Raw genomic sequence first — 13,010 nt, forward strand, 5'->3', positions numbered from 1 at the left:
GGGTACGCAGGGTGCCCGGCGGGGTGCGCCATGTGGTGCACCATGTGGTCCACCATATGGTCCACCATGGGAGCGGCCGTAAATCCATGCTATCAGCCCTCTCAACGCCAACGGACGGTATCGACTGACAGTGAACGCACCGCGCGCCATTCTGTTCGACAAGGACGGCACCCTGGTCGATTTCGACCTCACCTGGGGCCCCGCCGCCGGCGCCGTGCTGGAGCGTCTCGCCGGCGCGGACAGCCGGGCGCGCGACGCGCTCTATGCCGCCGCCCATTATCTGCCGGACGAGCGCCGGTTCCGGCAGAGCTCGCCGCTCATCGCCGGCTCCTCGCGGCAATATGGCCCGGCGCTGGCCGACGTGCTCGGCCGCCCCGCGGATGCCGATTTCTTCCGCGAGATCGACGAATTGTTCATCGAGGAAGGCCGGCGCTTTCTCACGCCGATCGGCCGGCCCGCCGAACCGCTGGCGCGACTGCATCGCCTGGGCCTGCCGCTGGGCATCGCCACCAATGATGCCGAGGCCAATGCGAGGGTGCAGGTGGACCTGCTCGGCCTCACCGACATGATGAGCGCGATCTATGGCTATGATTCCGGCCATGGCTCGAAACCCGGCCCCGGCATGGTACAGGCCTTCAGCCGGCTGACCGGCCTGCCGCCGGGCGATATCGCCCTTGTCGGCGACACGCGCCACGATCTGGAATGCGCACATGCCGCCGGCGCGCGGGCCATCCTGGTGCGCTGCGGGCCGTCTCCGGTCGACGATTTCGCCCATGAGGCGGATCTGGTGGTCGATTCGGTCGCGGCGCTGGCCGACCTCCTGCTGGCCGAGCCTCTGCCGGTCGGGCATCTTCCCGTTTCACGGGCGACCTGAGGGGCAAGGCATGGTGCGCCGCCGGCTCTATGTCGAGGAACGCCTGTCGCGGCTCGCCGTATGGAGCCTGCGCACCGCCATCTTCGCGCTGCCCGTCACCGCCATCGGCATCGCGCTCTATGCCACGGAGACGCTGGATTTCCGCAGCGCGGTCTATACCGTGCTGGCGGGCGTGGGCCTTTCCGTCCTCGCGCTGCTGCTGGCGCTGGCCGGCTTCGTCGTCATCTGGAACGAGGGCCTGCGCGGCCTCGGGCGGGTGCTCGGGGCGGCGGCGCTGGCGCTGGCGCTGCTCATGCCCACGGCGACGGTGGCCGCGCTGAGCGTCGGCCTGCCGGCGCTGCACGATATCAGCACCGATATCGACGATCCCCCGGTCTTCGTGACGCTGGGCGCGGCGCGGGCACGCGAGGCCAATGCGCTGGCCTATGGCGGCGAGGGCGCCGCAGCCGGGCAGGACGACGCCTATCCCGGCATCAAGCCGATGGAACTCGACGTGCCGGCCGACGAAATCTACGCGGCGCTGCTGGCCATGGTCACGCGCCACAAATGGCTGGTCGTGGACGCGGTCTCCCCGCGCGGGGGCCTGCGTGACGGGCGGATCGAGGCGGTGGCGCGCGCCCTGCCCTTCGGCCTGCGCGACGATATCGTGATCCGCGTGCGCCGCACCGCCGAGGGCACGCGGGTCGACATGCGCTCGGTGTCGCGCAACAGCGACCGCGATTTCGGCTCCAATGCCCGCCGCATCGACGCTCTGTTCAGCGAACTCGCCGAGGCGCAGGGCCGGCGGAGGCGCTGAAGCGGCAAGCCGCGGGCGAAAAGCGCGTCCCGCCAACCCATCTTCAGGGCCGCGTGAACACGCCCTCAACCACGGCGGGCCCATCGGTGAGCACCGCGCCGCGCGCGACCAGATCTTCCAGATGCGCGAGGGTGGAGAGCCCCGCCGCCCCGGCGAGGCGCGGATCGAGCCCGAAATAGATGGCGCGCACGATTTGCGGAATGGTCATCGGCCCGCGCTCCAGCGCCCGCAGGATGGCGGTCTCGCGCGCCTGGCGGTGGCGGATCAGCCGCTCCACCAGCAATCGCCCCTCGCGCACCGGCCCGCCATGGCCGGGCAGGTAGAAGGTCTCCGGGCGCGCATGCAGGCGCCGCAGCGAGTCCATGTAGTCGTTCATCGAGCCGTCCGGCGGGGCGACGATGGTGGTGGACCAGCCCATGACATGGTCGCCGACAAACACGAGCCCTTGCGCCTCCAGCACGAAGGCCATGTGGTTGGCGGCGTGGCCCGGCGTCGCCAGTGCGTGGAGCGTCCAGCCGGCGCCGTGCACCTGCGCCCCGTCGGCCAGCGCGACATCGGGGAAGAAGGCGCGGTCGGCGGCTGATTCGAGGGCGTTGCCCTCGCCCTCGTGGGAGGGGCGTGCGGCACGATGCGGCCCCTGCGCATGGGTCGGGGCGCCGGTGAGCGCCTTCAGTGCCTCAAGCGCGCCGGAATGGTCGCGATGGGTATGGGTGAGGAGAATATGCGTCACGCGCTCGCCGCGCACCGCTTCCATCAGCGCCGCGACATGAGCGGGATCGTCGGGACCGGGGTCGATGATCGCCACCTCGCCCTCGCCCACGATATAGCTGCAGGTGCCGGTGAAGGTGAACGGGCCCGGATTGGGCGCCAGCACGCGGCGCACCCCGGGCGCGACACGGTCGGCCCGCCCGGGAACCGCGTCGAACTTCCGGTCGAAGGGAATGTCTTCCGCCATCTCAGCCTGCCCTGCCTTGTCCTTCCCGGTCTCGCGCAGATGCAGCGGACCCACCTTCACCGCCAAGGCTCAAGTGCCGCAAGGCCTCAAGCACCGCCAGGGCTCAAGCACCGCAAAGCCTCAAGCACCGCAAAGGCTCCGGCACCGTAATGGTCTGGGCGCCTGTTCAGACGCGCTTTCTGCCGCAACCCGCCGGCTGCCCCGCTCCAAGTCGCTCTAGACCATTTCCTCGCCAGGGGAAACCAAGCGCCGGCGCGGGCGGGCGGTGTCGGGTGCCGGCAGGAGGCGCAGCCATGGGGCGCTGCCGTGGGGCGCCGCCATGGGGCTTGGCCGGCGGGAGCCGCTTCTGCCCAAAGCGCGAATTGCCTCGGTCGCCCGCGACCTTTATTCAGCGTCTTGCGCGCGCGTTTGATGGGGAACGGACATGGATAATCTCCTGGATGGCTATCGTCGGTTTCGGGCCACCTCGTGGCCGGAACGCAAGATCCTGTTCGAGAAACTGGCGGCGCGCGGCCAGCGCCCGCAGACGCTGGTGATCGCCTGCTCGGACAGCCGGGTGGACCCGAGCATGATCTTCGATGCCGGACCGGGCGAACTGTTCGTGGTGCGCAACGTGGCCAATCTCGTGCCGCCCTACACGACGCCCGACCATGACCACCACGGCACCAGCGCCGCCATCGAATTCGCGGTGCGGGTTCTGGAAGTGTCGCAGATCGTGGTGGTGGGCCACGCGCTGTGCGGCGGTGCCGGGGCTCTGATCGACGGGGCGCCGGAGAAGGCGCGCGACTTCCTCCCGGACTGGATCAACATCGCCGCGCCGGCGCGCGACATCGCGCTCAAGCTGAGCGAGGACCCGGAGGAGCGCCGGCGCATCGTCGAGCACCAGTGCGTGAAGCTCTCGCTGCGCAACCTCGAAACCTTCCCCTGGGTTCGGGAAAAGCTCGCGGAAGGACAGCTAACATTGCACGGTGCGTTTTTCGCGGTGGCGACCGGCGTGCTGGAGCGCCTCGGCCCCGACGGCACCTTCGCCCCCGCCTAATTCGCACCGCGGATCCTTGTACCGACAAGCCTCGCCCGCCCCGGCCGCCCGCCTCGGGCGGGTAGGCCGCAGCAGGCGCTTGGGGTGACGCTGAGGCGGATGCTGAGGCGGCGTGACCGATAGCGCAGGCGAGCCCTGCGCCGGCACGCAATCCAGCCCACGCCGGCCCCGGAGGGCGGCTGCGGCGTCAGATGTCGAAGATGGATAAGTCTCGGGAAATAGATGGTCGGAGTGGCAGGATTTGAACCTGCGACCCCCTCGTCCCGAACGAGGTGCGCTACCAGACTGCGCTACACTCCGCCGCTGCGGCGCGCGAGCCTCTAACACGCGAATGAGCCGGGCTGCAAGGGCAACCGGCACTCTTCGTGTGGATGATCGTCACGGGCCGCTTCGACACCCGCGTTTTCCACCCCGCCCTGTGGAGCCTGCTTGCCGAGGTTGAAAGCCGCGCGCAGCTGTGGCTATGTCCGCGCCCATGCCGGTTTCCGCGCGGAAGCCGGCGCTGGTGGGGCGTCGCCAAGCGGTAAGGCAGGGGATTTTGATTCCCCCATGCGGAGGTTCGAATCCTCCCGCCCCAGCCATCCCGCATGTTAGAAGCGGACGAGTTTTCAACAGGGATTCGTCCAGCCTTGCGCATCCATCTCGTCAATCCGAACACCACCCGCTCGATGACGGACAAGATCGCGGCGGCCGCGCGGGCTGTGGCGGCGCCGGGGACGGATATCGTGGCGGCCACGTCCAGCATGGGGCCGGCCTCGATCGAGGGCTATTATGACGATGCCCTGGCGCTGCCGGGCCTGCTCGCCGCCATCGCCGCGGCCGAGGCGGACGGGGTGGACGCTCATATCATCGCCTGTTTCGACGATACCGGGCTCGATGCCGCCCGCGCGCTGGCCCGCGCGCCGGTGGTGGGCATCGGCGAGGCGGGCTTTCATCTCGCCGGCCTGATCGCCCATCGCTTCGCGGTGGTGACGACCCTGTCGCGCTCCATCCCGGTGATCGAGGCCAATCTTCATCGCTACGGGCTCGACCGACGTTGCAGCGGCGTGCGGGCCTCCGACGTGGCGGTGCTGGAGCTTGAGGATCCCGCCTCCGGCGCGCGCGAGCGCATATCCGCCGAGATCGGGCGGGCGATCGCGCAGGACCGCGCCGAGGCGGTGGTGCTCGGTTGCGCCGGCATGGCGGACCTCGCCCTCGCGCTGGCGCAGGAACATGGCGTGCCGGTCATCGACGGCGTGGCCAGCGCGGTGACGCTGGCGGAGGCGCTGGTGCGGGTGGGGCTCGCCACCTCCAAGGCTGGCCCCTATGCCCCGCCCCGCGCCAAGGCCTATGCCGGCCGGCTGGCAGACTTCGCCCCGCCCGGGAATTAGCGGCGCATTCGAGCGGCGCCGGCATTGCCCCGCGCCGGACGGCAAGACCCATGTCACAAGGGGGGGCGATGGCCCACGGGGGACGCGATGCCCCGGCGAGCGGCCGTCAGGCGATCTTGCGCAACAGGCCGAGCAATTGCTGGCGCTCGGTGGCGGCCAGCGGCTCCAGCGTCGCCTCGGCAATCTCGCGCGCCACCACGATGGCCGCCTCCGCCACGGCCTGGCCGCGTTCGGTGAGGCCGACCGCACGGCGCCGCCGATCCAGCGGATCATCCGCCGCCAGCACGAAGCCGCGCGCGCTCAGCCGGTCGACCACGCCCTTGATGGTCGCGGCGTCCAGATGGATCAGCCGGCCGAGGCGGTTCTGCGAGCACGGGCCCATCTCGCGCAGCTTGGCGAGGGCGGCGAATTGCGGCGGCGTCAGTCCCTCGATCATGCGTGCGGCGAAGATGGCGGTATGCCGCTGGCCGGCGACACGCATCACAAAGCCGACCTGCTCCGTCAGCCGGTATGATTCGACCTCTCCGCGGGCAGCCTCGCTCTGCATTCGGATATACGCCTCCATCGCCGTTCCCTGCCGTCTTGATTGCGATGCATCAAATCACAACGTCGGCGAGCCGCAAGCAGCGTTCGCGATGGAGGTAAACGAATAAGTTACGGCAGACGCCGCGCTCTCCGTACGGGGGGCGACAAAACGCAGCCGGCACGGCGTCACGGGCCGATTTCGACGTCCGGCGCCCGCGTTTCCCGCGCGTGACGCGAGGCGATGAGCGCCCCGCCGACGATGAAGGCCGAACCGGCCAGCGTGCTCGCACTCGGCACTTCGCCGAAGGCGAGGAAACCGATGCCCACCGCCCAGGCGAAGGACGTGTATTCCAGCACGCCGAGACTGCTGGCCTCGGCGCGCTGGTAGGCGGAGGCCAGGCACAGATGCCCCGCCGTGCCGAGGACGCCGATGGCGAGGAACAGGCCGAGTTCGCCCGTCGCCGGCATGGTCCAGCTGATCAGCCCGAGCGGGGCGATCAGCACGCCGGCAAAAGCATTTTGCAGCAGGACGATGGTTGGCAGCGGATCCTGCGCCGCACGGCTCTTCAGCACCACCATGGACAGCGCGTAGGCGACGGCGGAGATGAGCGCGGTGACCAGGCCGAGCGTGTTGCCCACCCGCTCGGTGTGGGTCAGTTCGTTCCCCAGCACCACCATCACGCCGATCAGGCCGAGCACCAGAGCGATATAGATCGAGCGGTTGGGCCGCTCGCCCAGGATCAGCGCGGCGAACAGCGCGATGAAGATCGGCGAGGTGAAGGACAGAGCCAGCGCGACGGCCAGTGGCAGCGTGGCCAGCGAATAGAAGAAGGTCAGCGCCGTCACCGCCACCACCACGGATCGCCAGGCATGCGGGCGCAGGACGGCAAGGCTCGGCCAGGGCGTGCCGAGGGCGCGGAACACCGCGAACGCCACCAGGGCGCCGACGGCATAGCGCATGGCCGCGACCTGCGTGCTGGAATGGGAGGCGGCCGCCAGCTTGATCAGCCCGTCCATGATCGACAGCAGGCCGATGCCGGCGACCGCCGTCAGGGCGGGGCCGGCGATGTAACGCGACATGATTCAGCTTTCGGCGAGAAGGTCGGCGAGTGCGTCCCCGGCGGCGCGGAGCCCGAGCCGGTACGGATATTCCCACGTCGCGGACAGGTCATGACACGCGCGCGCGCCGGAGATGCGCCGGAAGCCGCAGCGTTCATAGAAGCGGTGCGCGTCGAGAAAGCGTGTGTCGGTCCACAAGCGGATTTCCGGCGCCTCGCGGGCCAGCGCGTGGCGGCGCGCCTCGTCGAACAGAGCGCGAGCAACACCCCGGCGGCGCGCGGATGCCGCGACATAGACCTTGAACAGCTCCAGCGCGCCCGCCGGCGCGTCGTCGTCGCCCGAGGGCGCGATGGCGAGCGAGCCGATGACGGCGGGCGGCTTCCCGCCCTCGAACGTGCCCTCGACCCCGCCCTCGGCGACCCAGATGACGCCGCCACGGGCGGCGAAATGGCTGGCGATCGCGTCGAGTTCGGGAAACTCGGCGGCCCGGTCGAACACGCAGCCGGCATATTCGGCAAAGGCACCCGCGATCAGCCCGGCGATCGCATCGCCATCGGTATCGCGGGCCATTCGGATGGTAACGCTCTTCACGATAACGACTCCGGCCGCCAGATCGCGTCGATCCGGCGGGAGTGCCCACGCGTTTCGCGGGCATAAACGCGGCGGGACTATGTTCGGATGATCTTTCCCCGTAAAGCACTATGATTATGCTGGTGCCACGAATCTGAATGAGACGGGCTCATGCCTGACCCCTGCCGTCCGTCCGGCATCTATCCGTCCCGGAGTGTTCCATGACGTTTGTCCGCCGCCTTACGCATCTGGCCGTTCTCGGCGCCCTCGCCGGCCTTGCCGCGGCCTGTTCCTCGACCAACCAGACCTCGGCGCCGATCGAGCCGGCCGCCCCGCGCTACACTTCGCCCATCACGGCGCAGCAGGTCATCGGCAAATGGGGCCTCGCGGCCTATCACCGGCCGGAGGACGCCGCGCGCACCGAGGCTCAGGCGCGCCAGGGCTGCCGCCAGCCCTACATCATCAATGCCGGCCCCTCGGGCGGGTTCATGATGTATCTGGCCGACCAGTCGGAGCCCTCCGAGGTGGTGTCGAAGCAGATACCGCCCGGCCCGACCTTCATCGGCCTGCCGGACGAGCCGCCGGGCGTGGAGACCGACCGCGAGGTGCTGCGCTTCGACGGGCAGGTGCTGGTGCTCAAGTGGCTCGACAAGGAAGTGGCCGGTCGCTACGGCACCATGGTCTATGTGCGCTGCCCGTGAGCGGTGAAGGGCCGGCGCCCTCCCTGCGGGGGCCGGCCCGAAGGATCGCCGCGCGCGGCGCGCCGCCACTAACGGCAAATTAACCATGGCACCCCAGCCTGCCGCCGATGGACCATGCAGGGGGGCCGCAAGCGGATGAGCGCTGATTCGGGCGTCATCGGCCGTGTTGAACAGGGTGCGTCGCCGCCGGAACGGCGGTGGCGGGCCGTCGGTCCTGCCTTTCATCGCAGGCGGCCGCGCGTCCTGCGGTCGGGCGCCGCCCAATTGCCGCCGACGCTGTGGATCCTCGCCGCATCCCTTCTGGCCCTGTGGGTTCTGCTGTCGCCCGCCCAGGCGCAGGGCTCGATTTACGATTCCGGCTCCTCCTACCGGGTCTTCTCGGGCCAAGCCTTCTCCGGCGAGGGCGCCGGCAGCGCGCAGCGCTACAACCCACCAGCCCGCAGCGGGTGGCGGCCGGGCGCGGGCAATGTCTACCCGCCGGGGGAGGTCCATGCGCCGCCGCCGGCCGACGAACTCGGTGCCGATGTCGACGCGCCGATGCCGCTGGCCGGCAGCGCCTATGCGGTCGGCGGTGGAGTCTATGGCACTCTCCCGCCCGGCTCGCCGCCCCCGCGCGGCACCCCGGTCACGCGCGGCGCCGGCAGTGCCAACACCTATGGCGCGAGCCGCACCGGCGTCGCCGCGGTTGAGGCGGCCGCCTATGGCAGCGCCGATTATTACCGCGAAGACGGCCCGCCGCTGCCGGTGGCGCGCGAGGCCAGCGGCGGCAAGGGCGTCGACCCCAAGTTCGACCGCCGCGTGGTGCGCTATGCCGGCCGGGATCGCGCCGGGACGATCATCGTCGATACCGGCGCGCGCTTCCTCTATCTCGTGCAGGGCGACGGCACGGCGATCCGCTACGGTATCGGCGTCGGGCGCGAAGGCTTCGCCTGGAGCGGCACGCAGCGCATCACCAGCAAGCGCGAATGGCCGGACTGGCGCCCACCGGCGGAGATGATCGCCCGCCGTCCCGACCTGCCGGAGGTGATGGCCGGCGGCCCGGACAACCCGCTGGGCGCGCGTGCGCTCTATCTCGGCAACACGCTCTACCGCATCCACGGCTCCAACGAGCCGGAATCGATCGGCCGCGCCGTCTCCTCCGGCTGCATCCGCATGCGCAACGAGGACGTCATCGATCTGTACGAGCGCGTGCCGGTGGGCGCGGTGGTGCGGGTGATCTGACGCGCGAGGCCGGCGGCCGCCAGGATGGCCTCGCCCGTTTCGTCGATACGCATTGCTCACCGCGCATGGCGGCCCCCGCGCCGGCCGGCTTGGAGGGCGGCAGGCTCTCCGCTATGGTCCGCGCCGATTTGGATCGAACGCGGGAGCCGCGAGCCGATGGATGCGGGCAATCTGGCCGAGGACGCTCGGGTCGAGGCGACGACGGACGCGGCAACCGTAAACGCGGCGGAGCGCGATTCGGGAGCGGGCGAGACCCATTTCGGCTTCCGCACCGTGCCGCTGGCCGAGAAGCAGCGCATGGTCGACGAGGTGTTCCACTCGGTCGCCCGGCGCTACGACCTGATGAACGACCTCATGTCCATGGGCCTGCACCGGGTGTGGAAGGACCTCTTGGTCTCGCGCCTGCGCCCGCCCAAGAGCGCGCGCGCCTTCAAGCTGCTGGATGTGGCCGGCGGCACCGGGGACGTGTCCTTCCGCACCGTGGAGGCCGGGGGCGCAGGCACAACCGCGACCGTGGCCGACATCAATGGCGGCATGCTGGGCGTGGGGCGCGAGCGCGCCGCCACGCTGGGCCTGGCCGACCGGGTCGAGTTCGTCGAGGCCAATGCCGAGGAACTGCCCTTCCCCGACAGGTCGTTCGACGCCACCACCATCGCCTTCGGCATCCGCAACGTGCCGCGCATGGACAAGGCGCTGTCCGAGATGCGCCGCGTGCTCAAGCCCGGCGGGCGCTGCTTTGTGCTGGAATTCTCGCGCGTCGACGTGCCGGTGCTGGACGCGATCTACGACACCTATTCCTTCAAGCTCATCCCCGGCATGGGCAGGCTCGTCACCGGCGATGCCGAATCCTATCAGTATCTCGTCGAATCGATCCGCCGCTTCCCCGTGCCGGAGGCCTTTGCCGGCCTGATGCGCGCCGCCGGCCTCAAGCGGGTCGGCTACACGCCGCTGACCGGGGGCATCGTCGCCCTGCATTCCGGCGTGCGGATCTAGGCGCGTGGCCACTCCCCTCGGCGATTTCCTGCGACTGGCGCGCGCCGGCTATGTGCTGGCCCGCGAAGGCGTGTTCACGCGTATCGATCCCGCTCTGATGCCGCCCGGCTCGGAACCGCTCTTCGCCGCCGCCCGGCTCATCGCCCGGCCGGGCACGACGGGCGATCCCGCGCGCATCGGCGTGGCGCTGTCGCGGCTCGGTCCCTCCTATGTGAAGCTCGGCCAGTTCCTCGCCACCCGGCCGGACGTGGTCGGCCCGCAGCTGGCGCGCGACCTCGAACTGCTGCAGGATCGCATGCCGCCCTTCCCGCAGGACGTGGCGGAGGCGATCATCGCGCGTAATTTCGACCGGCCGGCGCTGGGGGTCTATGCCCGGCTCGGGCCCCCGCTCGCCGCCGCCTCCATCGCGCAGGTGCATCAGGGCGAGATCGAGCAGGCCGACGGCACCGTGCGCCGCGTGGCGGTGAAGGTGCTGCGCCCGGATGTGCAGCGGCGCTTCCGCATCGACCTCTCCTCCTTCTACCGCGTCGCGCGCCTGGGCGAGCGCGCCTCGCCGGAAGGGCGGCGGCTGCGGCTGATCGCCGTGGTCGATACGCTCGCCCGCTCCATGTCGATGGAGATGGATCTGCGGCTGGAAGCGGCCGCCCTCGCCGAGCTGGCCCAGAACACGCAGGGCGAGGAGGATTTCCGCGTCCCGACTGTCGACTGGGACCGCACCGGGCGCGAGGTGCTCACCACCGAGTGGATCGACGGCATCAAGCTGAACGACCTCGACGGCCTCAGGGCCGCCGGCCACGACCTGCCGGAAATGGGCCGCATCGTCATGCAGTCCTTCCTGCGCCACGCGCTGCGCGACGGCTTCTTCCACGCCGACATGCACCCGGGCAACCTGTTCGTCGATCCGCAGGGCCGGCTGGTGGCGGTGGATTGCGGCATCATGGGCCGGCTCGGGAAGAAGGAGCGACGCTTCCTCGCCGAAATCCTCTACGGCTTCATCACCCGCAACTGGCTGCGGGTGGCTCAGGTGCATTTCGAAGCCGGCTATGTGCCCGCGCATCATTCGATCGAGGATTTCGCCCAGGCCATCCGCGCCATTGGCGAGCCGATCCACTCGCGCCCCGCCGACCAGATTTCCATGGCCAAGCTGCTCACCCTGCTGTTCGAGGTGACGGCGCTGTTCGACATGAAGACCCGGCCGGAATTGCTGCTGCTGCAGAAGACCATGGTGGTGGTCGAGGGCGTGGCCCGCGCGCTCGACCCGCATCTCGACATGTGGAAGACCGCCGAGCCGGTGGTGCGTACCTGGATCGAGCGCAATCTCGGCCCCGCCGCCCGGCTGGAGGAAGTGGCGGAAGGCGTCGGCGCGCTGGGCCGGTCGCTGCAGGCGCTGCCCGAATTGATCGCGCAGGGCCAGCGCATCGCCGCCCAGATCGACAGCGCCACCCGCAACGGGCTCGCTCTGGCGCCGGAGACGATGGAGGCCATCGGCCGGGCGGAGGGGCGCGGCAATCGCTGGACGACCCTCGCGCTCTGGGTCATCGCCGCGCTGCTGGCCGGGCATCTGCTGTTCTAGCACGCCCCCGGCGAGCCCTCCCCGGCTACCGGCGCCCGACGCACGACAGCGCCCGGATTTGGCTGTATGAACCGCAGACCTCATCGAGCGGCGTCAGGGGCGTGCATGCTGGCCGGCAAGACGGTTCTTCTCATCATCGGCGGCGGCATCGCCGCCTATAAGAGCCTCGATCTCATCCGCCGGCTGAAGGAGCGCGGGGCCGTGGTGCGCGTCGTCATGACGGCGGCGGCGCAGCATTTCGTCACCCCGCTCGCCGCCGGGGCGCTGGCCCACGGGCGGGTCTTCACCGAGTTGTTCGACCGCGACGCCGAGCAGGATATCGGCCATATCCGGCTGGCACGCGAGGCGGACCTCATCCTCATCGCCCCCGCCACCGCCGACCTGATGGCGAAGATGGCGCACGGCCTCGCCGACGACCTCGCCAGCGCCGTGCTGCTCGCCACCGACCGGCCGGTGCTGGTGGCGCCGGCGATGAACCCCTTCATGTGGGCCCATGCCGCGACCCGCCGCAATGTCGCCCGGCTGAGGGAAGACGGCATCGCCTTCATCGGCCCCAATGTCGGCGAGATGGCCGAGCGCGGCGAAGCCGGGCCGGGCCGCATGGCCGAGCCCACCGAGATCGCCGAGGCCGCCGCGCGCCGGCTCGCCCCCGTGGAACCGGGACCGCTCGCCGGGCGGCACGTCCTCGTAACGTCCGGGCCGACGCATGAGCCGATCGACCCGGTGCGCTACATCGCCAACCGCTCCTCCGGCAAGCAGGGCCACGCGATCGCCGCCGCCGCCGCCCGCGCGGGTGCGCGGGTCACGCTGGTCTGCGGCCCGGTGAACCTGCCCGATCCGGCCGGCGTCACGGTGCGCCCCGTTGAAACCGCCCGGCAGATGCTGGCGGCGGTCGAAGCCGCCCTGCCCGCCGATGCCGCCATCTTCGCCGCCGCCGTGGCCGACTGGCGCGCCGCGCGCGAAGCCGGCGAGAAGATGAAGAAGGATGGCGGGGCGATCCCCGCCCTCGCCCTCACCGAGAACCCGGACATCCTCGCCACCATCGCCCATGACCCCGCGCGGCGCCCGCGCCTCGTGGTCGGCTTCGCGGCCGAGACGGAGAACGTCGTCGGCTATGCGCAGGCCAAGCGGGCGCGCAAGGGCTGCGACTGGATCGTCGCCAACGACGTCTCCCCCCGCAGCGGCATTGTCGGCGGGGTGATGGGCGGCGACGAGAACCAGGTGCACCTCATCACCGAAACCGGCGTCGAGCACTGGCCGACCGCGTCCAAATCGGACGTCGCCGAGCGCCTCGTTGCCCGTATTGCCGCCGCGCTCGGCCCGCTGGAGTGAAC

The 13,010-nt window shown here is 70.5% G+C and carries 13 protein-coding genes and 2 tRNA genes; 10 read left to right on the forward strand and 5 right to left on the reverse strand.

Translation table 11 applies throughout. The features are described 5' to 3' along the window. The first annotated feature begins 130 nt into the window (after window positions 1–130). Together FHS55_RS20355 and FHS55_RS20360 are read left to right on the forward strand one after the other, a co-directional pair. On the forward strand, window positions 131–874 hold the full coding sequence (locus FHS55_RS20355) for an HAD hydrolase-like protein (protein WP_183191623.1): 744 nt from the start codon (window positions 131–133) through the stop codon (window positions 872–874). A gap of 10 nt (window positions 875–884) precedes the next feature. Continuing rightward, entirely contained in the window at window positions 885–1,670 is a 786-nt protein-coding gene (locus FHS55_RS20360) for a DUF1499 domain-containing protein (RefSeq protein WP_183191624.1), read from the forward strand. Window positions 1,671–1,713: 43 nt separating this feature from the next. Here FHS55_RS20360 and FHS55_RS20365 read toward each other — a convergent pair whose 3' ends face one another. Then, window positions 1,714–2,625 carry an MBL fold metallo-hydrolase gene (locus FHS55_RS20365; RefSeq protein WP_183191674.1) on the reverse strand — a complete coding sequence of 304 codons (912 nt, stop codon included), beginning with the start codon at window positions 2,623–2,625 and terminating at the stop codon, window positions 1,714–1,716. 424 nt (window positions 2,626–3,049) lie between these two features. Between FHS55_RS20365 and FHS55_RS20370 the strand changes: the two genes are divergently transcribed. After that, window positions 3,050–3,664, forward strand: coding sequence for a carbonic anhydrase (locus FHS55_RS20370; protein ID WP_183191625.1), 615 nt, complete (start codon window positions 3,050–3,052; stop codon window positions 3,662–3,664). A gap of 223 nt (window positions 3,665–3,887) precedes the next feature. Here the strand turns inward: FHS55_RS20370 and FHS55_RS20375 are convergent. Continuing rightward, window positions 3,888–3,964: transfer RNA gene (locus tag FHS55_RS20375), tRNA-Pro, on the reverse strand. A gap of 206 nt (window positions 3,965–4,170) precedes the next feature. Here FHS55_RS20375 and FHS55_RS20380 point away from each other — a divergent pair. Both FHS55_RS20380 and FHS55_RS20385 read left to right on the forward strand, forming a co-directional pair. After that, window positions 4,171–4,245 (forward strand) — tRNA-Gln (locus tag FHS55_RS20380). Window positions 4,246–4,293: 48 nt separating this feature from the next. Then, on the forward strand, window positions 4,294–5,034 hold the full coding sequence (locus tag FHS55_RS20385; RefSeq protein ID WP_246340327.1) for an aspartate/glutamate racemase family protein: 741 nt from the start codon (window positions 4,294–4,296) through the stop codon (window positions 5,032–5,034). Window positions 5,035–5,140: 106 nt separating this feature from the next. Here the strand turns inward: FHS55_RS20385 and FHS55_RS20390 are convergent, their stop codons facing one another. From FHS55_RS20390 to FHS55_RS20400, 3 genes are all read right to left on the reverse strand, one after another. After that, window positions 5,141–5,581, reverse strand: a complete 441-nt coding sequence (locus tag FHS55_RS20390) for a MarR family winged helix-turn-helix transcriptional regulator (protein WP_246340328.1) — start codon at window positions 5,579–5,581, stop codon at window positions 5,141–5,143. 164 nt (window positions 5,582–5,745) lie between these two features. Then, window positions 5,746–6,639, reverse strand: a complete 894-nt coding sequence (locus tag FHS55_RS20395) for a DMT family transporter (RefSeq protein WP_183191628.1) — start codon at window positions 6,637–6,639, stop codon at window positions 5,746–5,748. 3 nt (window positions 6,640–6,642) lie between these two features. Further along, entirely contained in the window at window positions 6,643–7,209 is a 567-nt protein-coding gene (locus tag FHS55_RS20400; protein WP_343056301.1) for a GNAT family N-acetyltransferase, read from the reverse strand. A gap of 200 nt (window positions 7,210–7,409) precedes the next feature. Between FHS55_RS20400 and FHS55_RS20405 the strand changes: the two genes are divergently transcribed. The 5 genes from FHS55_RS20405 (at window position 7,410) to coaBC (ending at window position 13,008) form a co-directional block, all read left to right on the forward strand. Continuing rightward, window positions 7,410–7,889, forward strand: coding sequence for a hypothetical protein (locus FHS55_RS20405; protein ID WP_183191629.1), 480 nt, complete (start codon window positions 7,410–7,412; stop codon window positions 7,887–7,889). A gap of 264 nt (window positions 7,890–8,153) precedes the next feature. Beyond that, window positions 8,154–9,110: a L,D-transpeptidase gene (locus FHS55_RS20410; RefSeq protein ID WP_246340329.1), complete on the forward strand. Its 957-nt coding sequence runs from the start codon at window positions 8,154–8,156 to the stop codon at window positions 9,108–9,110. 156 nt (window positions 9,111–9,266) lie between these two features. Further along, a complete protein-coding gene (gene ubiE, locus FHS55_RS20415) occupies window positions 9,267–10,103 on the forward strand; it encodes a bifunctional demethylmenaquinone methyltransferase/2-methoxy-6-polyprenyl-1,4-benzoquinol methylase UbiE (protein WP_183191630.1) in 837 nt (278 codons plus the stop codon). 4 nt (window positions 10,104–10,107) lie between these two features. Then, complete coding sequence (ubiB, locus tag FHS55_RS20420; protein WP_183191631.1) at window positions 10,108–11,676, forward strand: 2-polyprenylphenol 6-hydroxylase; 1,569 nt, start codon at window positions 10,108–10,110, stop codon at window positions 11,674–11,676. Window positions 11,677–11,781: 105 nt separating this feature from the next. Then, window positions 11,782–13,008 carry a bifunctional phosphopantothenoylcysteine decarboxylase/phosphopantothenate--cysteine ligase CoaBC gene (coaBC, locus tag FHS55_RS20425; protein ID WP_183191632.1) on the forward strand — a complete coding sequence of 409 codons (1,227 nt, stop codon included), beginning with the start codon at window positions 11,782–11,784 and terminating at the stop codon, window positions 13,006–13,008. Window positions 13,009–13,010: the final 2 nt, after the last annotated feature.

Source organism: Ancylobacter tetraedralis (assembly GCF_014195655.1).
Classification (GTDB): Bacteria; Pseudomonadota; Alphaproteobacteria; order Rhizobiales; family Xanthobacteraceae; genus Ancylobacter; species Ancylobacter tetraedralis.

Excerpts from the sequence above, each read along its gene's own strand:
- FHS55_RS20360 (WP_183191624.1), top strand. The coding sequence starts at position 885 with ATGGTGCGCCGCCGGCTCTATGTCGAGGAACGCCTGTCGCGGCTCGCC.
- FHS55_RS20365 (WP_183191674.1), bottom strand. The coding sequence starts at position 2,625 with ATGGCGGAAGACATTCCCTTCGACCGGAAGTTCGACGCGGTTCCCGGG.
- FHS55_RS20370 (WP_183191625.1), top strand. The coding sequence starts at position 3,050 with ATGGATAATCTCCTGGATGGCTATCGTCGGTTTCGGGCCACCTCGTGG.
- FHS55_RS20390 (WP_246340328.1), bottom strand. The coding sequence starts at position 5,581 with ATGCAGAGCGAGGCTGCCCGCGGAGAGGTCGAATCATACCGGCTGACG.
- FHS55_RS20395 (WP_183191628.1), bottom strand. The coding sequence starts at position 6,639 with ATGTCGCGTTACATCGCCGGCCCCGCCCTGACGGCGGTCGCCGGCATC.
- FHS55_RS20405 (WP_183191629.1), top strand. The coding sequence starts at position 7,410 with ATGACGTTTGTCCGCCGCCTTACGCATCTGGCCGTTCTCGGCGCCCTC.
- ubiE (WP_183191630.1), top strand. The coding sequence starts at position 9,267 with ATGGATGCGGGCAATCTGGCCGAGGACGCTCGGGTCGAGGCGACGACG.
- coaBC (WP_183191632.1), top strand. The coding sequence starts at position 11,782 with ATGCTGGCCGGCAAGACGGTTCTTCTCATCATCGGCGGCGGCATCGCC.